A 21,539-nucleotide genomic window follows, 5' to 3' on the forward strand; every position below is an offset into this window, starting at 1 on the left:
TTTCACGCGCCGGCCCTCGCTCTGTCCCCTCCGGTTTCCCGGCACCCTACGCCGCCTGCCCCGTATATCGTGTTGTCAACAGGAGTGAAATGATGATGTCCAGACGAAATATTCTCGCCGGAGCAGCCGCTGCCGGCGGTGCCGCAGCCGTCAGCGGCGTTGCGACAGCGCAGTCGCCCGTCGCTGCGCCGCTCGCCCCCGTTTACAAGGGCAAGACCATGCTTTCGCCCGATGAAGCGCTCGCGCTGCTGATCGAAGGCAACCGGAACTTCCTCAACGACGTCCCGACGGCAGCGGCGGTGGGGCGCGAACGGCGGCTGGAAATCGCCAAGGGGCAGGCACCCTTCGCGGCCTATGTGACCTGTTCCGACAGCCGGGTCTCGCCGGAAATCCTGTTCGGGCGCGGATTGGGTGAACTGTTCATCATCCGCAATGCCGGTAACACCGTCGATACCGTCGCCCTGGGCTCGGTCGAATATGCCGTGGCCGAACTCGGCGTGCCGCTGGTCGTCGTGATGGGGCATGAAAGCTGCGGCGCGGTATCGGCCGCGCAGGCGGTGGTGACCGACAATGCCACCTATCCCGGCAGCATCGGCCAGATGATCGAACCGATCATTCCCGCGGTTCTTTCCGTGCGCGGCAAGGAAGGCAACATGCTCGACAACGCCATTCGCGCCAATGTGTCGCGCGTGGTAGGCCATCTGCGCACCTCGACCGATCCCCTGCTTCTCGATCCGCAGAAGAGCGGCCAGCTCAAGGTCGTGGGCGCCTATTACAATCTGGCAACCGGCGCGGTCGACTTCTTCGACCGGCCCTGAGGCCGGTGTGAACGGGCGGGCGGCTGGAGCGATCCAGCCTCCCGGCGTTCATCGCCGGTGCAATGCGCCGCCTGTCTGCCGGTGGGATTTCAGTCGCGCTTGCCGGTCCATTTCGCTACGATCTCCGCCCGTGGCTCGTCTGAAATCATCTTCCCCAGGGCGACGGGGCGATGGTGGACGCAGAGGATCGTGAGAAAATGCGTTCCGCCCTCATGTTGCGCCTCGATCCGGTCGCCCGGCGATGGCAGGCTCAGGAAGCTGAACTCTCCCCAATCCTGCGACGGCGCATTGTAGGAGCCCCGTTCCACCAGCAGCTTTCCCGAAATCGTCATGGCGCTTTTCCTTGCTTCAACAGAAAACTTATCCTCCGATCGGGATGGTTTGTGCAACCTCAAACATTAATGGCTGAAACGCGTCTCGTCTGAGCCCCCGCGGTCGCGCCAGGTGCAGGAGAAGACGTCAAGAAGATGCTGGAACAATTTGCGGGCCGCGACAATTTCGACGTCCTGCGATATAGCGTTCGCGGGTTCGGTATTTCAGGATAGAGGAACGGCGGGGCAGCGGGCAGGTCCGGCCGTTCTGAAGAGGAGACACACATTTGCCGGATTGGCTACCCTATTGCGGTCAGGCGCCCTTACCGGCCGAGTGGCTGGCGCGGTGGAATTTCGACCCCGTTCTGATCGCGGCCTTGCTGCTGGCGGGCCTTGCCGCCGTCCAGTGGCGAACAGAGCTGCGCCCGCGGGCCATGGCGGCGGCAGGGGGGATCGCGGCCTTCCTCTACATTTCCCCTTTCTGCGCGTTGGGTTCTGCGCTGTTCACCATCCGCATCGTGCATGATGTCATCCTGGTGGCGGCGCTTGCCCCTCTGCTGGTGGCCGCACTGAAGCTGGAGCAGCGGAGCATCCCCGGATCGCTGTGGGTCTGGACCGCCTTGCACGCCATCACCTTCTGGCTGTGGCATGCTCCGCCGCTCTACGAAGCTGCGATGAGCAGCGACGCGATCTTCTGGGCAATGCAGGCCAGCCTGACGGGCACTGCGGCGGTTCTGTGGGCGAAGATCATCCGTGCGCCCGCTCCGGCGGCGGCGGCGATGCTGCTGGCCACCATGGTCGCAATGGGGGCGCTGGGCGCGCTGCTGACCTTCGCGCATCGCCCGCTTTATGCCGTTCACTGGCTGACCACGCAAAGCTGGGGGCTTTCCGCGCTGGAGGATCAGCAGATCGCCGGCATCGTCATGTGGGCGCCGGCCAGCCTCGTCTACCTGCTGGCCGCGCTGACGATCCTCTATCGCTCCTTCGGCCGGGAAGTGGCCGCATGAAGCTGCATCGCCTGGTCCGCCAATGGGCGGTCAGCTATACCGAGGATGGCAAATATTCGCCCGTAGGCATCTGGTTCCACTGGATCATGGCGGCGCTGGTGCTGTTCCAGCTGGGCTATGGCTGGCTGCTGTCGCGATATCCGGTGGGCGGCGACAAGCTGGCCGCCTATGCGCTGCACAGCCAGATCGGGCTTTCCATCCTGCTGCTGGCCGTGCTGCGCTTCGTCTGGCGATTGTTCATCCCCGACCCGATCAACGATGCCGACGCGCCCGGCTGGCAGAGTACGGCAGCGCATTACACGCATTACCTGTTCTATACATTATTCGCGCTGCTGCCGCTGAGCGGCTGGGCGATGTGGTCGGCCATCCAGCCTGTCGAACCGCTGCGACTGGCGGGTCTGATCGATATTCCGGCCATGCCGTTCCACACGCTATCGCCTGCATGGCAATACCAGGTGCTGGACTGGGCCGAGAGCCTGCACGTCCTCGGCGTAGTAGGGCTGACGCTGCTGGTGCCGCTGCATGTCGGCGCGGCGCTGAAGCATCATTTCTGGGACCGCGACGACACCGTCACGGGCATCCTGCCGGAGATCCGGGACGACGAGGCGGCGCCAGATCATACGCGATATAGTCCGCCAGCGGCCTGATCTCGTCCTCGCGCAGCTTGCTCGCCGCTTCATGCATCACCTGCAATGGGTCGCCGTAACGCCTGCCCTGCCGCCAGTCCTTCAATTGCTTGGCAAGATAGGTGCTGCTCTGGCCGGCGAGCGACGGATTGCCCGCGCCCAGCCCGCCCGCCTGTGGCCCGTGACAGGCGGCGCAGGATTGCAGGCCGCGTTTCGGAATGCCTATCTGATAGATCGTCTCGGCTTTGCCGAATTCGCAGCGCAGGTCGGCGGCAAGAGCGATCCGCCGGTCCAGTGAATCAGGAGCAGGCATCGGCATCTCGGCATAATATTGCGAGACGGCGAGGCGTTCCGCCGGATCGAGCCGCGCCGCCAGCCAGCTCATCTGCGGATGCTGCCGCTGCCCTTCGGCAAAGAAGGTCAACTGCCGCACCAGGTAGCCGCTGTTCAGCCCCGCGATGCGCGGCACCAGCGCCCCGTCCCCGCCGCCGTTCAGACCGTGGCAGGTGTGACAGGCCGCCTGCGCCCCGGCATCGCCGCCTGACAGCGCGATCAACTCGCCATTGTCGTCAAAGGGATCGGCCACCGCATCGGGGCTGCAGGAGGCAAGCACCATTCCCATCGCCAGCAGGAATGCGGGGGCGAGCACCCGGACGGCGGAAACGATCTGAAATGACATATTGCCCGAAACGATCAGCGCATTTACCCGGTTCCCATGGACATGGGGCATATCTACAGGCGAGCGCCGCTGGCCAGGGCCATGGCGCTGATGGCCTGCGCCTGTCTTTCCGCCTGCAAGGATCCGGTGCAGACCCGGCGCGAACCTGCGGCGGAAACGGCGGCGCGTGGCCTGATTGCCATCCGGGATGCCGGATGCGGATCGTGCCACGAGATTCCGGGCCTGGACTGGCCGAAGGGCCGGCTCGCCCCGTCGCTGAACGGCTTCGACGATGTCGGGCTGATCGCCGGGCAATTGCCCAATCGCCCCGAAGTGCTCGCCGCCTTCATCCGCAACGCGCCGCTGGTGAAACCCGGTTCCACCATGCCGCCCATGCCCGTCACGCGGCAGGAAGCGCGGGACATAGCATCCTATCTTTATGGAATTGATCATGATTGACGCGCTGTGGGGCTGGCCGCCGCCCGTCCTCGACCCCGCAGGCCCCTATGCCGCCAAGGTGACGACGCTTGCCTGGTCGCTGTTCGCGCTCGGCGTGATCGTCACGCTGGTGGTGATCGCCGCGCTTTGGGCGGCCATCAAGGGGCCGCCCAGGGTGCAGGCGATGCTGGGCGGCGAACGGGCGATCTGGATCGGCGGGGTCGCCTTTCCCGGTGTCGTGCTGACCGCCCTGCTGATCTGGGGGCTGACGCTGACCGCTACGCTGACCGATCCGATCGAAGGCGATGAAATGCGCATCCGCGTCACCGGCGAGATGTGGTGGTTTCGGGTGCAATATCTGGGCGATCAGGGCCGCGTCATCATGGAGGACGCGAACGAGATCCATATCCCGGTCGGCCGGCCGGTCGTGCTGGAGCTGGAATCGGCCGATGTCATCCACAGTTTCTGGGTGCCGCATCTGTCGGGCAAGAAGGACATGATCCCCGGCCGGCGCACATTGCTGCTGGTCGAGGCGGACAGGCCGGGCGAATTCGGCGGCGTGTGCGCGGAATATTGCGGCGCGCAGCACGCCCTTATGGGCTTCGTTGCCGTGGCGCATGAACCCGCTGCATGGAACGACTGGCGCGACGCGCGGCTGGCGCGGATCGCCGCTGCGGACGGGCCGAGGGGGACGGACCTCGACATGGCCCGAACCGCCGCCGCAGGTGATGCGGCACGGGGTCGCAACCTGTTCATGGATGTCGGCTGCGCCGCCTGCCACCGCGTCGCCGGAACCGACGCGAACGGCCTCGCCGGGCCGGACCTGACCCATGTCGGATCGCGCCGCACGCTGGGCGCGGGCATTCTGCCCAATCATCTCGGCACGATGATGGGCTGGATCGGGGACAGCCAGTCGATCAAGCCGGGCAACCGGATGCCCAGCTACGACATGCTCAGCGCAGGCGAACTGGAAGCCATCGCCCTCTGGCTCGAGCAGCAGAAATGAAGTCCGAAACCGGGTTCGACCACGCGCTTTACGACCGCTTCCCCACAGCCAGCCGCCCGCAGAGCGAAGTCGACGAACTGAAAGAGATCTGGAAGGCGCCGAAAGGCTGGCGCCGCCTGACGGCGGTCAACAATAATTACGTCGGCTTCTGGTATGTCGTGACCGCTTTCGGGTTCTTCCTGGCGGCGGGGATTCTTGCGCTGGGGATGCGGGTGCAGCTTGCCGCGCCCATGCAGGATTACCTGGGTGCCGAAACCTACAACCAGTTCTTCACCATGCATGGCACGGTGATGATGTTCCTCTTCGCCGTGCCGATGGTGGAGGCGATCGGCGTCATGCTGCTGCCACAGATGCTGGCGGCGCGCGACCTGCCCTTTCCGCGCCTGTCGGCCTATGCCTTCTGGGCCTATGCCGTGGGCGGAACGCTGTTCTTCCTGTCGCTGTTCGTGGGGCTTGCCCCCGATGGCGGATGGTTCATGTATCCGCCGCTCACCAGCATCGCCTTCAGCCCCGGCATCAACACCGATTTCTGGCTGCTGGGCATCGGGTTCATCGAGATTTCCGCGATTGCCGGGGCGATCGAGATCATCGTCGGCGTCCTGCGCACCCGCGCGCCCGGCATGACGCTGGACAGGATGCCGATGTTCGCCTGGGCCATGCTGGTGTTCGCCGTGATGATCGTGGTCGCCTTCCCCAGCGTCATCCTGTGCACCCTGCTGCTGGAGATCGAGCGGGCATTCAACTGGCCCTTCTTCGATGCGACGCGCGGCGGCGACCCGCTGCTGTGGCAGCACCTGTTCTGGTTTTTCGGCCATCCGGAAGTCTATATCATCTTCATCCCGGCGGCCGGGCTGATGTCGATGATGGTGGCGGCGGTCGCCCGGACCCCGCTCGTCGGATACAGGCTGAACGTGCTGGCCCTGGTGGCCACCGGCTTCATCAGCTTCGGCGTCTGGGCGCACCACATGTTCACCACCGACATGCCGCGCGTATCCGCCGGCTATTTCTCCGCCGCCAGCATGGCCGTCAGCCTGCCCGCCGGCATACAGGTATTCTGCTGGATCGCGACGCTGGCCAGCGGCCGGATCAGATGGACCACGCCGGCTTTGTTCGTGGTGGGCAGCGTCGTCATCTTCACCATGGGCGGGCTGACCGGCGTGATGGTCGGCATGGTGCCGTTCGACTGGCAGGCGCATGACACCTATTTCATCGTCGCGCATCTGCATTACGTGCTGATGGGCGGCATGGTCTTTCCGATGTTCGCCGCCTTCTATCACTGGCACGGCATGACCAGCAGCAGGGCGCTGTCGGACCGGCTGGGCAAATGGGTGTTCGGCCTGATGTTCGCCGGGCTCCACATCACCTTCCTGCCCATGCATCTGACCGGCCTGATGGGGATGCCGCGCCGGGTCTATACCTATCTGCCGGGACGGGATCTGGACCTGCTGAACATGGTGTCGACGGTGGGCGCCTTCGTCCTTGCCGGGGGCGTGCTGCTGTTCCTGTTCGACTGCGCGCGCAATTTCCGTTTCACTGCGACGGACGATGCCGGCAATCTCTATGACGGCGGCACGCTGGAATGGCTGCCGACGGGGCTTTACTCGACCCGCTCCATCCCCCTCGTCCGGTCCCGCCAGCCTTTGTGGGACCGCCCGGAGATCTGCCGGGAAGTGGAAGAGGGCCGCTATTTCCTCCCCAATTCGGCAACCGGGCAGCGCGAGACGCTGATCACCTCGACCGTCATGGCCGAGCCGCAATATGTCCAGTTGATGCCTGGCCCCTCGCCCTGGCCCATGTCCGCCGCGATCTTTACCGCCGGCTTCTTCCTGTCGCTGACCGTGCAGGCCTATGCTTTCGCCATCTTCTGCGGGATCGTCGCGGTGCTCAGCACCCTGCGCTGGTTGTGGGAAACCGATCGTCCGGTGAGGCAGGACACGGCCGACATCGGCGGCGGTATCGAGGTTCCGATCGCCATCACCGGTCCGAAGAGTCATGGCTGGTGGGCGCTCAACACGCTGATGGTCGTGATCGGCATGATCGGCTTCATGGCCCTGTTCGCCTATTTCTATCTGTTCGGCATCAATCCGCAGGTCTGGAGCGCCCCGCCCCCGATCGGTCAGACGGCAGTGATCCTGGCGCTGGAAATCGCAGCGCTCGCTGCTGCATGGGGCGGCAGGCGGGTTCTCGCCGGCCGGGGAGGAAAGCAGGCGGGCGACCTGCCGTGGATACTGGAGGCGCTGGCCACCGCATTGCTGGTGGGCGCGCTTTGGCTCGATATTACCGGATGGCTCGGCACTGGCCTGTCGCCTGCGATGAACGGCATGGGCGCGACCGTCTTCATGCTGACCGTGCTGCAGGCGCAGGTGGTCATCATCGCCTGCATCATGGCGGCGTATCTTGCCATGCGCGAGGCGCGCGGGATCATGACCACGCCGACGAATGTCACCATGGACATTGTCACCCGCTTCATCATGTTCTGCGCCATGCAGGGCTTGATCTTCACGCTGGTGCCGCGAGTATTTCCCGGTGGCTGATCAGGGCGAACCGATCGAGCAGCCGGCGGTCTATCGCAGCCTCGTCTTCGCCTTCGCCATCTGGGCCGCGCATTTCATGGTGGCATATGGCGCCGCGCTGGTCTTCCCGGGGCAGATGCTCGCGCGCGGCATTGCCATCCTTGCCTTGCCTGCCGCTCTGGCGGCGCTGTTCCTGTGGCTGCGGCGGCTCGACCAACCTCGTCCATTCCTGGCAATGGCCGCGCTGGGGCTTTCGGCGGTATCGATCATATACGGCACCCTGCCGGCCTTCATCGGGTAATGACCACGGTCTCTTTCCAGCTCCGGCCAGCCTTGTTACCAATGCTTTCGACCGATATTGGGAGCCATGCATGATCGAGGCACTACGCACACCTGACGAGCGTTTCGCAGGTCTTCCTGATTACGCTTTCGCTCCCAATTACCGCGACGATCTGCCCGGTTTCGAGGGTTTGCGACTGCATTATCTGGATGAGGGCAGGCGCGATGGCCCGGTTTTCCTCTGCCTGCACGGCCAGCCGACATGGTCCTATATCTATCGCAGGATGATCCCCGTCTTCGCGCAGGCGGGCCGGGTGATCGCGCCCGACCTGTTCGGCTTCGGGCGTTCCGACAAGCCGGTGGAGGACGAGGTCTACACCTTCGACTTTCACCGGGATTCACTGCTCCGCTTTATCGAAGCGCTCGATCTCGACGATATCACGCTCGTCTGCCAGGACTGGGGCGGCCTGCTGGGCCTCACCCTGCCGGTCGAGATGCCCGAACGGTTCGCACGGCTTATCGTCATGAACACCGGGATCGGCACCGGCGAACGCCCGCTGGGCGACGGGTTCGAGGCATGGAAGGCCTATAACCGGTCGCAGCCGGACCTCGCCGTCGGCAGCCTGGTCGCGCGGGCGACTCCGATCCTGTCGGATGACGAGATCATGGCCTATGACGCACCTTTCCCCGACATCCGCTACAAGGGCGGCGTGCGGCGTTTCCCCGATCTGGTGCCGTCCACGCCCGATGCTCCGGGGGCGGAAACATCCAGACGCGCGCGGGATTTCCTGCGGGATGAATGGACGGGCGCAAGTTTCATGGCAATCGGCATGCAGGATCCCGTCATCACGCCCAATGCCATGCAGGCCCTGCGCACGCAGATCCGCGGATGCCCCGAACCCATGCTGGTGGAGGATGCCGGCCATTTCGTGCAGGAATGGGGTGAATCCGTCGTCCGCGCGGCGCTTCGCGCCTTTGGCGATACCGCCTGACGGTGGCGGTGTTCTTCACGGCGGATACCCATTTCGGTGATCACCGGACCATCAACATCCATCGGCGGCCGTTCGATACCGTCGCCAGCATGGACGAGGCGCTGATCACGAACTGGAACGAAGCGATCCAGCCGGATGACGAGGTCTGGCACCTGGGTGATTTCTGCCGGAAAATGGCCGATGCCGATGGGTTCCTCGCCCGGCTTAACGGCTGCAAGCATCTGATTTGCGGCAATAACGATCCGGCGGCACTGCGGGGATCGCCCGGCTGGGCCAGCGTCCATGATTATCACGAGCTGATCATCGACGGCAGGATGATCGTGCTCTGTCATTATCCGTTCCGTAGCTGGAACGGGCAGCACAAGCGGTCGATCAATCTGCACGGCCATAGCCATGGGCGGATGAAGCCGATCCTGCGGCAGCTGGACGTCGGGGTGGATGCACAGGACTTCCGGCCCGTTTCGCTGCACGCCATCCTGCAACGACCAGCATTTGCCTGACCCGCTGCAAGGCCGGTCACCCGTTCCCCTTGCTGTAAAAGGCGTGATGCACCGGCAGCTGCCTTGCCGATTTGCCTAAGCTGCAATCAACAGCTACGCGCCCAATGGATTATGTCGAACAGCCGATCACGCCTCACATGACCTTGGTTCTGCTTACTGTCCTGCCCTTTGCCGCGGCGATCCTGATCGCGCTGCTGGCAGACCGCGGCAGGGGTGTTCACGCCATTATCGCAGGGGGTGCGAGCGCGCTTGGCCTGGCCCTCGTGCTGTCGGTCGCGCCGCTCGTGCTGGCTCAGGGCAGCATCGCGCTTTCCGCCAGCTGGGTTCCCGCGATCGGACTGGATTTCTCGCTGCTGATGGACCCGCTCGGCCTGATGTTCTCGGGCCTGATCCTCGGCATCGGTCTGCTGGTGATGATTTTCGCGCATTTCTATCTGGCGGCGGGCGAGGCGACGGGGCGCTTCTTCGCCACGCTGATGCTGTTCCAGGGTGCGATGCTGGGCATCGTCCTGTCGGGCAACGTCCTGCTGCTGCTGGTGTTCTGGGAGCTGACCAGCCTGTCCTCCTTCCTGCTGATCGGGTTCTGGCGGCACAGCCCGGATGCGCGGCAGGGCGCGCGCATGGCGCTGGCGATCACCGGCGGCGGCGGTCTGGTGCTGATCGCGGGCATGGTGCTGCTGGGCGTGGTGGCCGGATCGTTCGACCTGATGATCATCCTGCAAAGCCGGGATGTCGTGCAGGCATCGCCGCATTATCCGGCGTTCCTGATCCTGATCCTGATCGGCTGCTTCACCAAATCGGCGCAATTCCCGTTCCACTTCTGGCTGCCGCACGCGATGGCGGCACCGACGCCAGTCAGCGCCTATCTCCATTCCGCCACCATGGTGAAGGCGGGCGTCTTCCTGCTGGCGCGCCTGTGGCCGGTGCTGTCGGGCACCGAACTCTACACGATCATCGTCACGACAGTTGGTATGACGACCATGCTGTTCGGCGCGTGGGTGGCGATATTCCGGCACGATCTGAAGGCGATCCTCGCCTACTCGACGATAAGCCAGCTCGGCCTGCTGGTCATGCTGCTCGGCTTCTCGCTCGAGGCGGCAGCCGTGGCGGCGGTGCTGCACGTCCTCAACCACGCGGCGTTCAAGGCGGCGCTGTTCATGACGGCAGGCATCGTCGATCATGAAAGCGGCACCCGCGACATCCGCAGGCTGGGCGCCTTGGCCAAGGTCATGCCGGTCACCGCCGTCATCGGCACTCTGGCGGCAGGCGCCATGGCGGGCATTCCTCCGCTGGGCGGGTTCATCTCCAAGGAGATGATGCTGTACGAGGCGCTGAACGTCTCGCTGTTCGGTATCGACTGGCTGGTGCCGGTCGTGGCGACGATCGCCGCGAGTTTCTCCGTCGCCTATTCGCTTCGTTTTGCCGTGCATCTGTTCTTCGGGCAGGCGCGGGACGATGCCGCGCACCGCAAGGCGCATGATCCCGGTGCAGGGATGCTGGTGGCACCGGCCGTGCTCGTCATCGTGGCGGTGCTGCTGGGGCTGCTGCCGATGCTGCTGGCGGGCACCGTCGTCTCGGCCGTGGCGGGCGCGGTCATCGGCGGACCGGCACCAATTGTGGAACTGTCGCTGTGGCATGGGGTCAACCTGGCGCTGGGCATGAGCGTGCTGGCCATCGGAGTCGGTATCGCCCTGCTGTGGCGGCATGCGGGATTGCTGCGCTGGTATGCGGCAAGGCGTCACGCCGATGCACGGGCGATGTTCCAGCGCGGCATGACGGCCAGTGACGTTTTCGTGCGGAAAATGATCGTGGCCGTGCACCGCCCTTCGCTGCAGCGCATGCTGTTCGCCACCTTCGCCGTCGTCCTGCTGATGATCGTCGACGGGACAGGCTCTGCCACCGGCGGCGGCGCGATCGGCCTGACCGGCCCGCGCGAGCTTCTGCCCGCGCCGCTCTTCGCCATCGTCACCTGGCTGCTGCTGATCGCCGCCACCATTGCGGTCCTGGTCGAGGAACGCCAGCGGTTCCGGGCCCTGATCTATATCAGCGTGATCGGGCTCGTTATCGCCCTTTCCTTCGTCTATTTCTCGGCACCCGACCTCGCGCTGACGCAGATCTCGGTGGAAGTCGTCACCATCCTGCTGCTGCTGCTGGCGCTCAATCTTCTGCCGAAACGGCCGCCGCTGCTGTCCAGCTCCGGGCTTCGGGTACGTGACGGATTGTTCGCGGCGTTCGGCGGGCTCGGGGTAGGCGGCGCGGCCTGGGCCATGCTGACGCGCAATCCGAACGATCCCATATCCTCGTTCCACATCGCCAACAGCTACAGCGGCGGCGGCGGGACCAATGTGGTGAACGTGACCCTGGTCGATTTCCGCGCTTTCGACACGATGGGTGAAATCATCGTGCTCGGCATCGCCGGACTGGTGATCTACGCCCTGCTGGACACCACCGTTCGCGGTGCTGCGGGCGCAAGGTTGCGATCGTGGCAGGAAGACATGCCGCATTCGCCCGAACGCCACCCGATGATGTTCGTGATGTCCACCCGCATCCTGCTGCCGCTGGTGCTGGTGGCAGGCATTTTCATCTTCCTGCGCGGCCACAACGAACCGGGCGGCGGGTTCATAGCCGGGCTGGTCGTCGCCATCGCCCTGCTGCTGCAATATCTCGCCTCCGGCTACGACTGGACGGATTCACGGCGCCGGATCGGCGAACATGATCTGATAGGCTTCGGCGTCCTGATCGCGATCCTCACCGGGATTGGTGCGCTGGCGTTCGACGCCAATTTCCTGTCGACGGCTTATGATTACTTCACGCTGCCGCTGGTCGGGAAATTCGAACTGACCACCGCCCTGTTTTTCGATCTCGGCGTATTCTCGGTCGTGCTGGGCGCGGTGGTGCTGGCGCTGGCGCAATTGAGCCACATCGCCCAGCGCGCCGCCCGTGCCCATGCGCTGCAGGAAGCCGAAAAGCATGAGGACGCCTCGTGATCAGCCTGGAATTCCTGGTCGCCAGCGCCATCGGCGTACTGGTCGCGGGCGGCATCTATCTGACCTTGCGCGGGCGCACCTTTCAGGTCGTCCTCGGGCTGACGCTGTTCTCCTACGCGGTGAACATGTTTCTCTTCGCGTCGGGGCGGCTGGTGGTCGACCGTGCGCCCATCTGGTCGAAGAGCGTGACGGAATATGCCGATCCGCTGCCGCAGGCGCTGGTGCTGACCGCCATCGTCATCACTTTCGGCATGACGGCGCTGACCGTCATCCTGACGCTGCGCAGCTTTCTGGAAAGCGGCAGCGATCAGGTGGACGGCGATCCCAGCGGCAATCACGAGGATGATTCCGCGTGAACCCGGTCGATCAGATCGCCATCGCCCCCATCGTCGTTCCGGCCCTGGCCGCGCCCCTGGCGCTGCTGGTGATGCGGCGCAGGCGCTGGCTGGGAGTGACGATTTCCTTCACCTCGTGCCTGCTGATGCTTGCGGCGGCCGTATCGCTGCTGCTGCTGGCGGACGACGGGACGATCCGCACCTATGAGGTGGGTGGATGGGAAGCGCCCTTCGGCATCGTGCTGGTCGTCGACCGGCTGGCGTCGATCATGCTGGTGCTGGCGTCCACGCTGGCCCTGCTGGCGCTGCTTCATGCCACCTTGACCGAGACCGACCGCGATGGCTGGCATTTTCATCCCCTGCTGCAATTTCAGCTGCTGGGGCTGAACGGTGCTTTCCTGACAGGCGACCTGTTCAACCTGTTCGTGTTCTTCGAGGTGCTGCTAATCGCGTCCTATGGCCTGATGCTGCACGGGCAGGGACCGGCCCGGCTCAAGGCGGGGGTGCAATATGTGGTGGTGAACATCGTCGGATCGTCGCTGTTCCTCATCGCCCTAGGGCTGCTCTATTCGCTGACCGGCACGCTGAACATGGCGCAGATGGGTCTGCGCGTCGCGGCGATCGGGGCCGACGACCAATGGTTGCTGCGGATTGCCGGCCTGCTGCTGGTCAGCGTCTTCGCCCTGAAGGCTGCAATCGTGCCGCTGCATCTATGGCTGCCGCGAACCTATGCGGTGGCGACGCCCGCGGTGGCGGCGCTGTTCGCCATCATGACCAAGGTGGGTGTCTATTCGCTGATCCGCGTGGTTCCGCAAATCTTCGGCGACGGTGCGGGTGCGGCGGCATGGGTGCCTTCGCCCTATCTGCTGCCGGCTGCGATGATCACCGCCATCCTGGGTTTTTCTGGCGTATTCGTGGCGCGACGGCTGTCGGAACAGGCCGCCTATGCCGTCGTGGGATCGACCGGAACCTTGATGATCGCGGTCGCGGGCTGGCAGGCGGACACGATCGGGGCAGCCCTCTATTACCTGGTCCATTCGACCCTTGCGGGTGCGGCACTGTTCTTCATCGCCGATGTGGTGGCCCGCCGCCGGAAAAGCTTCGGCGATACGATCAGTTCCGGTCCCGTTTCTCATGACCGGCAGATGGTCGCCCTGCTCTTCCTGTGCGCAGCGATCGGCGCGGTAGGGCTGCCGCCGCTGTCAGGCTTCATCGGCAAGCTGCTGATCATGGGTTCGGTTGCCGATGAAGCTTGGTGGGCATGGGCCTGGGGCGTCATTCTCGGCACCACGCTGATCGGCGTGATCGGTTTCGCACGCGCGGGCAGCACTCTGTTCTGGAAAGACGGGCCGTTGCCCGAAGGGGCCGCCCCCGCCCGCACCGCAAGGTTCGATTTGGCGGCCGCAGCAATCGCGCTGGCCCTCATGACCGCATTGTCCGTCGCTGCCGGCCCGGTCACGGCCTATGGTGAAGCCGCCGCGCGCCAGGTGATGAACAGCCCGGCCACCGTCGATACCATTTTGGGGGCGCGGTGACATGCGGCGCCTGATTCCCCATCCCGGCCTGTCCGTCCTGCTCGCCGTCGTCTGGCTGCTGCTGGCGAACACGCTGTCGTTCGGTGCCCTTCTGATCGGCATCATCATCGGGATATTCCTGCCGATTTTCACCGCACCGTTTTGGCCCCGGCGCCCGCAGGTACGGTTCCGCCACGCGATCCCTTACGTCGCGCTGCTGCTGTGGGACATCATCGTGGCGAATTTCCAGGTCGCTGCCATTATCCTTTTCCGCAAGGATGACGATCTGCATGCGGCCTGGCTGCCGATACCGCTGGAACTCGACACGCCGGAGGCGATAACCGTGCTTGCCGGCACGATCAGTCTTACGCCCGGCACGGTATCTGTGGATGTGTCGGCCTGCGGTAAATGGCTCCTCGTCCATGCGCTGGACGCGCCGGATCCCGCCGCAGAGATCGCGCGGATCAAGGCGCGGTACGAAGCGCGTCTAAAAAAGGTGTTCATATGATCAGCTATGCGATCTATTTCGGCTTCGCCTGCCTTGCCCTCGCCTTCGCCTTCAATCTCTGGCGACTTCTGCGCGGGCCGACGGTGGGGGACAGGATCATCGCGCTCGATACGATGGTCATCAACGCCATCGCGCTGATCGTGCTGTTCGGCATCGTCACCAATGACGGTGTCGCTTTCGAGGCCGCCCTGTTGCTGGCAATGGTCGGTTTCGTCGGCACTGTCGCCTATTGCAAGTTCCTGCTTCGCGGAGACATCATCGAATGATCGAGCCCGGCTTTCTTGCGGAACTGTTCACGAGTTTTCTCATCGTCCTGGGTGCCGGTTTCGCGCTGGTGGGCAGTTGGGGCCTAGTTCGCCTGCCCACGTTGATGGAACGGCTGCATGGCCCGACCAAGGCGACCACGCTCGGTCTCGGCGGCATTCTCCTCGCGTCCGTCATGTTCTTCCAGTTGACGCAGGGTGCCTGGTCGGCGCATGAACTCCTCGTCTCCATCTTCCTGTTCATTACCGCGCCCATTTCCGCCAATATGGTCGCCAAGGTTCATCTGCACGAGGAACGGCTGAGCGAAACTGTCAGTGTAGGAAGTGCCGCCGGCAAGGTCCCCGCCTCCCCCGGCGCTGGCGACTGGGCGACTTACGAGGCACCCCATCGCGATACTCCCGTCACGACATCGGACAAATGACCTTCCGCCATCGTGCGAAGCTGCTCCCGTGCATTAACCACCGCGAAAGCATCGATCTGGTTTAAGCAGGGGCACTCGATGCGGTGTCGGGCGTTCGGGTGGCAGGCGCATCACCGATCCGCATCTCGTCCCTTCGCCATTCTTGTCAGCGCCGCAGCCGGCGACATGGGGGCAAGGGACTTATTCAATACAGGACTGCATGACACAACAGGCACCCATCGATACGCGGCAATTGCTCCGCGACCTGGCCCCGTATGCGAAGCCGGACACCAGGCGCAGCGTGGCGGAAGTACTCGTCACTGCCGTGCCTTTCGTATTGCTGTGGGCGCTGATCCATGCGGCGCTGTCGCGCGGCATCTGGATCGGTTTCCTGCTGGCCCTCCCGGCGGGCGGCCTGTTGCTTCGCCTGTTCCTGATCCAGCACGATTGCGGCCACGGTGCGCTGTTCCGGCGCAGGCGCGTCAACGACTGGGTGGGCCGGACGGTCAGCGTGCTGACGCTGACCCCCTATGATTACTGGCGCCGGTCGCATGCCAAGCACCACGCCACGTCCGGCAATCTGGGCAAGCGGGGGACCGGCGACGTCGATACGCTGACGGTCGGCGAATATTCCGGACTGTCCGCCAGGGCGCGCTGGCGTTATCGCCTGTATCGCAATCCCGTCGCCCTGCTGGGCATCGGGCCTGCCTATCAGTTCATCCTGCGCCACCGGTTGCCGATCGGTTCGATGCGCGGGGGATGGTCACCGTGGCTCAGCGCGCTGGGCACCAATGCGGCCATCGCGCTGATCGCCGGGGCCATGATCTGGTCGATCGGCCTCGGGTCGTTCCTCATGGTGCATATCCCTGTCGTTCTGATCGCCGCATCGGCCGGCGTCTGGCTGTTTTATGTCCAGCACCAGTTCGAACAGACCTCGTGGGAGCAGGACGAGGGCTGGTCGTTTCACGAAGCCGCCATCTACGGCAGTTCGCATTACGATCTTCCGCCGGTGCTGCGCTGGTTCACCGCGAATATCGGCGTGCATCACGTACACCATCTGGCGAGCCGCATTCCCTTCTACCGCTTGCAGGAGGTGCTTCGCGCCTTCCCCGAGCTGCGGGATGTCAGCCGTGTGACGATGCGGCAAAGCCTGGGTACGCTCCGGCTGAAATTGTGGGACGAGGACCGGCAGCGCCTCGTGCCCTTCAGCGCCGTGCCCGCGGCAAAGCGCTAGGACGCACGGGTGCTGACGCAACCTGCACGCGGCGCTGGGCAAATGGCGGGCCCCATCAGCGTGGCTGCTCTCTATCGCTTCGCTCCCTTCGATGATCATGTGCAGCTGCGCGGTCCGCTGGTGGAGATCTGCAGCAAGCAGGATCTGCGCGGTACCCTGCTGCTGGCTGCCGAAGGCATCAACGGCACCATCGCCGGATCGCCGGAACAGGTCGCCTGCGTGCTGGACCATATCCGCGCCCTGCCCGGTTGCGCCGAACTCGATGTGAAGATGTCCAGCGCGCCCGTCATGCCGTTCAAACGAATGAAGGTGCGGCTGAAGGCCGAGATCGTCACCATGGGTGTCGAAGGCGTGGACCCACTCGCAAGCGCCGGCACCTATGTCGAGCCGGGCGAATGGAATGCGCTGATTTCCGACCCGGACACGATCGTCATCGACACGCGGAACGAATATGAGGTGGCGATCGGCAGCTTCGCCGATGCTATCGACCCCAAGACCCGCAGCTTTCGCGAGTTCCCTGCCTGGTTCAGACAGGCGCGCGGAGAACTTCTTGCCAGGGGGAAGACACCGCGAATCGCCATGTATTGCACCGGCGGGATCCGTTGCGAGAAATCCACCGCTTTTCTGAAGCAGGAGGGGGTCGAGGACGTCTATCATCTGAAGGGCGGCATCCTCGCCTATCTCGAACAGGTGCCTGAGGCATTCAGCCTGTGGCGCGGCGAATGCTATGTTTTCGACGAGCGCGTGGCGATCGGCCACGGCCTCGCTCCCGGCACCCACGTGATGTGCCCCGATTGCGGCCGCGCAGTGAACGGCACCGCCGTTGCCGCGGCAGGCGCAGACGTTGTCCGCGCCTGCCCCGTCTGCGGCCCTGCTGGCGCGCAGCCGTCATCCGGCGCCGCAGGATGATGCCCTTGACCGGACTGCCCCACCCCATCCTCTACAGCTTTCGCCGCTGCCCTTATGCGATGCGCGCCCGCATGGCGCTGACGGTCAGCGGCACATGCTGCGAGTTGCGGGAGGTCAGCCTGCGCGACAAGCCGCAGCCACTGCTGGAGGCCTCGCCCAAGGGCACCGTGCCGGTGCTGGTTCTGCAGGATGGAACCGTGCTGGAAGAGAGCATCACGATCATGCGCTGGGCGCTGGAACAGGACGATCCGGAGCAGTGGCTGGAGCGCGGCGACGCGGAACTGGTCGCCCGCAATGACGGGCCGTTCAAACGCGACCTCGACGGCTATAAATACAATGAGCGCGGCAGCGGGGAGGCACTGTCTTTTCGCGAACAGGGTTACGCCTTCCTGGAGATCCTCGACCGGCGACTGGCGACGAAGGGTCAGCTCTGCGGATCGCGGCGCGGTTTCGCCGATGCCGCCATCATGCCGTTCATCCGGCAATTTGCCGCCGTGGACAGGCCCTGGTTCGACATGCAGCCATTGCCGCATCTGCAGAAATGGCTGGGCGGTCACCTTGGGTCTGACCTGTTCGGCAGGATCATGGTGCGCCACGATCGGTGGCAGACAGGACAAGCGAAAGTATTCTTCCCGGCGCGCTAGAACAGCTGCCGATGCCAATCCGCGTCAGATAAGCGGCTTGCCGCCCGTTACGGCGATGGTCGCCCCGGAGATGTAACTCGCCTCGTCAGTGGCGAGCATGACATAGGGCGCGGCAAGCTCTGCGGGTTGGGCGGGTCTGCCGATGGGATAATTCTTGCCGAAATCCGCTACCGTTTCGGGCGGCATGGTCGAGGGGATCAGGGGCGTCCAGACCGGCCCTGGCGCGACGCAGTTCACGCGGATCTGCTTGTCGGCAAGCAATTGGGCAAGGCCGGCAGTGAAATTCTGGATTGCACCCTTCGTCGTGGCATAGGGCAGCAGGGTCGGATTGGGATCGTCCGAATTGATCGACGCCGTATTGATGATCGAGGCGCTATCGCTGAAATGCGGCAGCGCGGCCTTCACCAGATAGAACATCGCATGGATGTTGGTTGCGAAGGTCTTCTCCCATTCCTCGTCCGGAATATCGGCCAGCTCCTTGTAGGTCATCTGGTGCGCGGCATTGTTCACCAATATGTCGATGCTGCCGAACTCACCCACTGCCCTGTCGATGATCGTGCGGCAGTGATCCGCCCGGCCGATGTCGCCAGGTACAAGAATGCAGTTGCGGCCCGCCTTCTCTACCCAATCGGCGGTTTGCCTTGCGTCATCGTCCTCGCACAAATAGGAAACCAGCACATCGGCCCCTTCCCGGGCGAAGGCGATGGCGACTGCCCGGCCTATCCCGCTGTCGCCGCCGGTAATCACCGCGCATTTCCCCTGCAGGCGCGCCGAACCGCGATAGCTGTCTTCTCCATGGTCGGGCACCGGATTCATGTCACCGGTTCTGCCGGGCACCTCCTGCTGCTGTTCGGGCAGGGGCGGCTGCGGGGCGGCGTCAGTGGGATCGCTCATCGGATTCACTCCATTCGTCATCGAAGCGAACTTCACGGCTGTTCGGTTCCGAGCGGTCGTTATTCTGACGCTTTCGCGCCCACATGGCAATCCGTTCCACTGCCCATCACCCGTTTCCGCGGCACGAACAAGACCCCGCCGCGATATCACGGCGGGGCTTTATTCGGCCTTCGGCATTATCAAGCTGCATGAGTCAGGTGATCGGGGCATCGGATTGCCCGTCTCCGTCCGCGGAATTGGAACCGGAACCGGTATCGGTGCTGATCTCGATCTTCCGCGGCTTCATGGCTTCCGGCACCACTCTGGACAGCTGAATGCTGAGCAGTCCATGCTCGAAGCGGGCCGAGTCGACCTCGATGTAATCGGCAAGCTGGAACCTGCGCTGGAAGGAGCGGGTGGCGATCCCACGATGCATGTACTCGCCCTCCTCTTCCGGCTCCTTCCGCTCTCCCGAAATCGTCAGCTGGTTCTGATGCGCGACGATCTCGACCTCCTCCGGTCTGAACCCGGCGATAGCAAGGTCGATGCGGTAGGAATCTTCATCATGCCGAATCAGATCGTAGGGCGGATAGCTTTCCGTGCCGCCGTTCCTGCTTCCGCTTTCGAGCAGGTCGAACAGGCGGTCGAATCCGACCGATGACTGTCTGTAAGGGGTAAAGTCGATGTCTTTTCTCATTTCCAAATCCTCCTTATGAGCAATCTGGGCATAAGATGCGCCGGTAACGAGAGCCGACGCCCTCTATGTCCCACCGGACCCGAACGGCGCCCGGCAATTCGGATTTATGTAGCCAAATCAAGTCGTCAAGGGTTTGGATGAGTCATTTTTCGGTTCCACGCAGAGGCTGCTGCTGGGTATCGCTTTTGCTTCCCTCCTTCTGTGGCAGACGAGCTTCGGCCGCATTCTGCTTCATCCCTTCACCATACTGGCCACCTGGTTTCACGAGATGGGTCATGGCATCCCGGCAATGCTGTCGGGCTCCCGTTTCGAACGGCTTCTCATCTATCCCGACGGGTCCGGTGTTGCACTTTCGCTCCGCCCCCGCAGGGCATCGCGGCTCACCGAGGCCATGATCGGTGCAGTTATCAGCGCGGCGATCGTGGGGCTGCTGTGGTGGAGCTTCACCGTGGCTTTTCGGACGAGCCGGGCCGCCTAGTCCGCATCCCTGAAGCTTTCGCCCCAGATCGTATAGATGAAGGTGGCCGACCAGGTAATCAGCATGAAGCCGCTGAGCGAAAGCATCATGACGAGAAGCCGGATCGCGCCATGCGCTTCGAGATTGGTATATCCCAGGGTGCTGAACGATGCGCCTGCGAAATACAGATAGTCGACCGCGGTACTTCCGAATCCGTCGCTGAGCGAACCGTAATCGGGACCAGACAGCAGATAATAGAGCAGACCTGCGCCAATCGCGATCTCGACCAGATGAAGGATGGCCAACCCCCAGAAAGTGAACAGCAGCCCGAAATGCCGGTGCCTTTCCTGCCGCGGCTTCGCCCAGCGGATGAGTTCGAGGCCGAACATGTGGAACAGGCCATAGGCAAACAGCAGCCCTGTTCCCCAGGCCAGGACGATCAGTTCATATTTGTTCATAGTCCGAACAATGACTTGGCTCACCCGCCGTTCCACGATCGGCTACAACGTCAAGATCCAGATTTTTTGGAAAATATCAGATTGTCGGCAAGCGCGGATCGGAATGCCCGATTTAAGGTGCCCCTCTATGGTCATCATCATGACTATTTCTGGGTGGGAGCAGAAGGGCGGCTCTCGAAGCCACATGAGCGGGTATGGCGAAATTTAGGTCGGAACCGGGCCAACGACCTCTAGCCATTCGGCTTGCGTCCGCGGTTGCTCAGCAAGTGCAGGAACCCCGTCGGGAAGCGTTACCCATGCTTGTTTACTGCTAACCCACAGATGAGCGGCGGGGACGACCTCAACGCTCCGATCTAGCGTGCCGCAGCGCAATGATGCAAAGCCGGGACGTGTGTTGTTCTCGGCGAAGACACGGACCTTGCACTTGGCACACCCCCAGATTGTCGGGAGAGCACCACTAGGCTGTTCGTATGAGCCGCTGTCTAAAACGCCCTCTATCTTAAGATTCTGCTTTGCGAACAGCATGTGTTCGCTGAAGGCGCCGCCGGTTCGTGTCTGACAGTCTGTGCAGTGGCAGGCATACGGCCGATATCGAAAGCCGTCGCGCAAGGTGTAGCGCACTGCACCGCACAAACAGCCACCCGTCAAATCGCCCTTCACCGCGTCGTCCTTATGCACTTCTGAAAGGCAGTGTAGCAAAGCCTCGAATGGCGGCAGTGGGTCGTGAGCTGCCTGTTCATCTTTCGCAAGCTGACGGCTGCCGCATTCGAAGCTGGGCGGGAAGACCCCCGCCGAGATTGCCGGCAAATCCTATCAACATCAATCACGAAGGAGCCGGACTATACCAAGAGCCGGTCACATTTCACGGGAGCACGTCAAGCGGAAGGGCAGAATTCTTGCCCGCAGCCATGGAGCCGATGCGATTTTGTTGGAAGATCAGGCGACGTATGTACGGACCTCACACGGACAGCCCGACTGGTGTGGGCTAGGTTTCGTGGACAAAGGGTATCCAGAGTTTGATTGAAGCGAGGGCGACGAAGCCAAGGTAGGATTCTTTGGTTTTGTCGTAGCGAGTGGCGACCCGGCGCCAGTTCTTCAGCTTGTTGAACAG

Annotated in this window: 25 protein-coding genes and 1 pseudogene; 19 read left to right on the top strand and 7 right to left on the bottom strand. The window is 63.6% G+C overall.

Going from position 1 to position 21,539, the window contains the following annotated elements:
- The first annotated feature begins 89 nt into the window (after positions 1-89).
- A complete protein-coding gene (locus HG250_RS12665) occupies positions 90-818 on the top strand; it encodes a carbonic anhydrase (protein ID WP_240957124.1) in 729 nt (242 codons plus the stop codon).
- 89 nt (positions 819-907) lie between these two features.
- On the opposite strand, the gene HG250_RS12670 is transcribed toward HG250_RS12665, so the two are convergent.
- Positions 908-1,150, bottom strand: coding sequence for a hypothetical protein (locus tag HG250_RS12670; RefSeq protein ID WP_170005698.1), 243 nt, complete (start codon positions 1,148-1,150; stop codon positions 908-910).
- A 266-nt stretch (positions 1,151-1,416) separates the two neighbouring features.
- Here HG250_RS12670 and HG250_RS12675 point away from each other — a divergent pair, with 266 nt between their 5' ends.
- Positions 1,417-2,136 (top strand): cytochrome c oxidase assembly protein, encoded by a 720-nt coding sequence (locus HG250_RS12675; RefSeq protein WP_170005699.1) that lies wholly within the window; start codon positions 1,417-1,419, stop codon positions 2,134-2,136.
- Entirely contained in the window at positions 2,133-2,783 is a 651-nt protein-coding gene (locus HG250_RS12680; protein WP_170005700.1) for a cytochrome b, read from the top strand. The genes HG250_RS12675 and HG250_RS12680 overlap by 4 nt, the downstream gene beginning before the upstream one ends.
- Here HG250_RS12680 and HG250_RS12685 read toward each other — a convergent pair.
- Positions 2,707-3,492: a c-type cytochrome gene (locus HG250_RS12685; RefSeq protein WP_170005701.1), complete on the bottom strand. Its 786-nt coding sequence runs from the start codon at positions 3,490-3,492 to the stop codon at positions 2,707-2,709. The genes HG250_RS12680 and HG250_RS12685 overlap by 77 nt on opposite strands.
- On the opposite strand from HG250_RS12685, the gene HG250_RS12690 reads away from it, so the two are divergent.
- The 15 genes from HG250_RS12690 (at position 3,478) to HG250_RS12760 (ending at position 17,943) form a co-directional block, all read left to right on the top strand.
- Entirely contained in the window at positions 3,478-3,879 is a 402-nt protein-coding gene (locus HG250_RS12690; RefSeq protein WP_240957125.1) for a c-type cytochrome, read from the top strand. The two genes, HG250_RS12685 and HG250_RS12690, sit on opposite strands and share 15 nt — an antisense overlap.
- On the top strand, positions 3,872-4,864 hold the full coding sequence (locus tag HG250_RS12695) for a cytochrome c oxidase subunit II (RefSeq protein WP_240957126.1): 993 nt from the start codon (positions 3,872-3,874) through the stop codon (positions 4,862-4,864). Before HG250_RS12690 ends, HG250_RS12695 begins: the two co-directional genes overlap by 8 nt.
- Entirely contained in the window at positions 4,861-7,398 is a 2,538-nt protein-coding gene (locus HG250_RS12700; protein WP_170005703.1) for a cbb3-type cytochrome c oxidase subunit I, read from the top strand. The genes HG250_RS12695 and HG250_RS12700 overlap by 4 nt, the downstream gene beginning before the upstream one ends.
- Positions 7,391-7,678, top strand: a complete 288-nt coding sequence (locus tag HG250_RS12705) for a hypothetical protein (RefSeq protein ID WP_170005704.1) — start codon at positions 7,391-7,393, stop codon at positions 7,676-7,678. Before HG250_RS12700 ends, HG250_RS12705 begins: the two co-directional genes overlap by 8 nt.
- A 70-nt stretch (positions 7,679-7,748) precedes the next feature.
- Positions 7,749-8,648 (top strand): haloalkane dehalogenase, encoded by a 900-nt coding sequence (locus HG250_RS12710; protein ID WP_170005705.1) that lies wholly within the window; start codon positions 7,749-7,751, stop codon positions 8,646-8,648.
- A gap of 2 nt (positions 8,649-8,650) precedes the next feature.
- Positions 8,651-9,148, top strand: coding sequence for a metallophosphoesterase family protein (locus HG250_RS12715; RefSeq protein WP_338103922.1), 498 nt, complete (start codon positions 8,651-8,653; stop codon positions 9,146-9,148).
- Between the two features lie 104 nt (positions 9,149-9,252).
- A complete protein-coding gene (locus HG250_RS12720; RefSeq protein WP_240957127.1) occupies positions 9,253-12,135 on the top strand; it encodes a monovalent cation/H+ antiporter subunit A in 2,883 nt (960 codons plus the stop codon).
- Entirely contained in the window at positions 12,135-12,491 is a 357-nt protein-coding gene (locus HG250_RS12725) for a Na+/H+ antiporter subunit C (RefSeq protein ID WP_170005731.1), read from the top strand. Before HG250_RS12720 ends, HG250_RS12725 begins: the two co-directional genes overlap by 1 nt.
- Entirely contained in the window at positions 12,488-14,005 is a 1,518-nt protein-coding gene (locus HG250_RS12730) for a monovalent cation/H+ antiporter subunit D (RefSeq protein WP_170005706.1), read from the top strand. Before HG250_RS12725 ends, HG250_RS12730 begins: the two co-directional genes overlap by 4 nt.
- A gap of 1 nt (position 14,006) precedes the next feature.
- Entirely contained in the window at positions 14,007-14,492 is a 486-nt protein-coding gene (locus HG250_RS12735) for a Na+/H+ antiporter subunit E (RefSeq protein ID WP_170005707.1), read from the top strand.
- Entirely contained in the window at positions 14,489-14,758 is a 270-nt protein-coding gene (locus HG250_RS12740) for a K+/H+ antiporter subunit F (protein WP_170005708.1), read from the top strand. Before HG250_RS12735 ends, HG250_RS12740 begins: the two co-directional genes overlap by 4 nt.
- Entirely contained in the window at positions 14,755-15,177 is a 423-nt protein-coding gene (locus HG250_RS12745; protein ID WP_170005709.1) for a Na+/H+ antiporter subunit G, read from the top strand. Before HG250_RS12740 ends, HG250_RS12745 begins: the two co-directional genes overlap by 4 nt.
- Before the next feature lie 199 nt (positions 15,178-15,376).
- The gene (locus tag HG250_RS12750; RefSeq protein WP_170005710.1) at positions 15,377-16,390 is read left to right on the top strand and encodes a fatty acid desaturase; all 1,014 of its coding nucleotides are present in this window, start codon (positions 15,377-15,379) and stop codon (positions 16,388-16,390) included.
- Positions 16,391-16,432: 42 nt separating this feature from the next.
- The gene (gene trhO / locus HG250_RS12755; RefSeq protein ID WP_170005711.1) at positions 16,433-17,299 is read left to right on the top strand and encodes an oxygen-dependent tRNA uridine(34) hydroxylase TrhO; all 867 of its coding nucleotides are present in this window, start codon (positions 16,433-16,435) and stop codon (positions 17,297-17,299) included.
- Positions 17,299-17,943, top strand: coding sequence for a glutathione S-transferase (locus tag HG250_RS12760; RefSeq protein ID WP_170005732.1), 645 nt, complete (start codon positions 17,299-17,301; stop codon positions 17,941-17,943). The genes trhO and HG250_RS12760 overlap by 1 nt, the downstream gene beginning before the upstream one ends.
- 24 nt (positions 17,944-17,967) lie before the next feature.
- Here HG250_RS12760 and HG250_RS12765 read toward each other — a convergent pair whose 3' ends face one another.
- Together HG250_RS12765 and HG250_RS12770 are read right to left on the bottom strand one after the other, a co-directional pair.
- Positions 17,968-18,837, bottom strand: coding sequence for an SDR family oxidoreductase (locus HG250_RS12765; RefSeq protein WP_170005712.1), 870 nt, complete (start codon positions 18,835-18,837; stop codon positions 17,968-17,970).
- A 193-nt stretch (positions 18,838-19,030) separates the two neighbouring features.
- Complete coding sequence (locus tag HG250_RS12770; RefSeq protein ID WP_170005713.1) at positions 19,031-19,513, bottom strand: Hsp20 family protein; 483 nt, start codon at positions 19,511-19,513, stop codon at positions 19,031-19,033.
- A gap of 133 nt (positions 19,514-19,646) precedes the next feature.
- On the opposite strand from HG250_RS12770, the gene HG250_RS12775 reads away from it, so the two are divergent.
- The gene (locus HG250_RS12775; protein WP_170005714.1) at positions 19,647-19,991 is read left to right on the top strand and encodes a M50 family metallopeptidase; all 345 of its coding nucleotides are present in this window, start codon (positions 19,647-19,649) and stop codon (positions 19,989-19,991) included.
- Here HG250_RS12775 and HG250_RS12780 read toward each other — a convergent pair.
- The 3 genes and pseudogenes from HG250_RS12780 to HG250_RS12790 form a co-directional block, all read right to left on the bottom strand.
- Entirely contained in the window at positions 19,988-20,428 is a 441-nt protein-coding gene (locus HG250_RS12780) for an ion channel (RefSeq protein WP_170005715.1), read from the bottom strand. The two genes, HG250_RS12775 and HG250_RS12780, sit on opposite strands and share 4 nt — an antisense overlap.
- 204 nt (positions 20,429-20,632) lie before the next feature.
- Complete coding sequence (locus HG250_RS13145; protein WP_420821339.1) at positions 20,633-21,106, bottom strand: GFA family protein; 474 nt, start codon at positions 21,104-21,106, stop codon at positions 20,633-20,635.
- Between the two features lie 307 nt (positions 21,107-21,413).
- Positions 21,414-21,539, bottom strand: a pseudogene (locus HG250_RS12790) (IS5 family transposase); the annotation flags it as partial.

The organism is Pseudopontixanthobacter vadosimaris (assembly GCF_012979275.1).
Taxonomy (GTDB): domain Bacteria; phylum Pseudomonadota; class Alphaproteobacteria; order Sphingomonadales; family Sphingomonadaceae; genus Pseudopontixanthobacter; species Pseudopontixanthobacter vadosimaris.

Bases quoted from the DNA above. Each gene is read 5' to 3' on its own strand.
- HG250_RS12690 (WP_240957125.1), top strand. From the start codon at position 3,478: ATGGACATGGGGCATATCTACAGGCGAGCGCCGCTGGCCAGGGCCATG.
- HG250_RS12740 (WP_170005708.1), top strand. From the start codon at position 14,489: ATGATCAGCTATGCGATCTATTTCGGCTTCGCCTGCCTTGCCCTCGCC.
- HG250_RS12665 (WP_240957124.1), top strand. From the start codon at position 90: ATGATGATGTCCAGACGAAATATTCTCGCCGGAGCAGCCGCTGCCGGC.
- HG250_RS12780 (WP_170005715.1), bottom strand. From the start codon at position 20,428: ATGAACAAATATGAACTGATCGTCCTGGCCTGGGGAACAGGGCTGCTG.
- HG250_RS12720 (WP_240957127.1), top strand. From the start codon at position 9,253: ATGGATTATGTCGAACAGCCGATCACGCCTCACATGACCTTGGTTCTG.
- HG250_RS12680 (WP_170005700.1), top strand. From the start codon at position 2,133: ATGAAGCTGCATCGCCTGGTCCGCCAATGGGCGGTCAGCTATACCGAG.
- trhO (WP_170005711.1), top strand. From the start codon at position 16,433: ATGGCGGGCCCCATCAGCGTGGCTGCTCTCTATCGCTTCGCTCCCTTC.
- HG250_RS12710 (WP_170005705.1), top strand. From the start codon at position 7,749: ATGATCGAGGCACTACGCACACCTGACGAGCGTTTCGCAGGTCTTCCT.
- HG250_RS12670 (WP_170005698.1), bottom strand. From the start codon at position 1,150: ATGACGATTTCGGGAAAGCTGCTGGTGGAACGGGGCTCCTACAATGCG.
- HG250_RS12770 (WP_170005713.1), bottom strand. From the start codon at position 19,513: ATGAGAAAAGACATCGACTTTACCCCTTACAGACAGTCATCGGTCGGA.
- HG250_RS12750 (WP_170005710.1), top strand. From the start codon at position 15,377: ATGACACAACAGGCACCCATCGATACGCGGCAATTGCTCCGCGACCTG.
- HG250_RS12760 (WP_170005732.1), top strand. From the start codon at position 17,299: ATGCCCTTGACCGGACTGCCCCACCCCATCCTCTACAGCTTTCGCCGC.
- HG250_RS12700 (WP_170005703.1), top strand. From the start codon at position 4,861: ATGAAGTCCGAAACCGGGTTCGACCACGCGCTTTACGACCGCTTCCCC.
- HG250_RS12765 (WP_170005712.1), bottom strand. From the start codon at position 18,837: ATGAGCGATCCCACTGACGCCGCCCCGCAGCCGCCCCTGCCCGAACAG.
- HG250_RS12745 (WP_170005709.1), top strand. From the start codon at position 14,755: ATGATCGAGCCCGGCTTTCTTGCGGAACTGTTCACGAGTTTTCTCATC.
- HG250_RS12695 (WP_240957126.1), top strand. From the start codon at position 3,872: ATGATTGACGCGCTGTGGGGCTGGCCGCCGCCCGTCCTCGACCCCGCA.
- HG250_RS12735 (WP_170005707.1), top strand. From the start codon at position 14,007: ATGCGGCGCCTGATTCCCCATCCCGGCCTGTCCGTCCTGCTCGCCGTC.
- HG250_RS12685 (WP_170005701.1), bottom strand. From the start codon at position 3,492: ATGCCCCATGTCCATGGGAACCGGGTAAATGCGCTGATCGTTTCGGGC.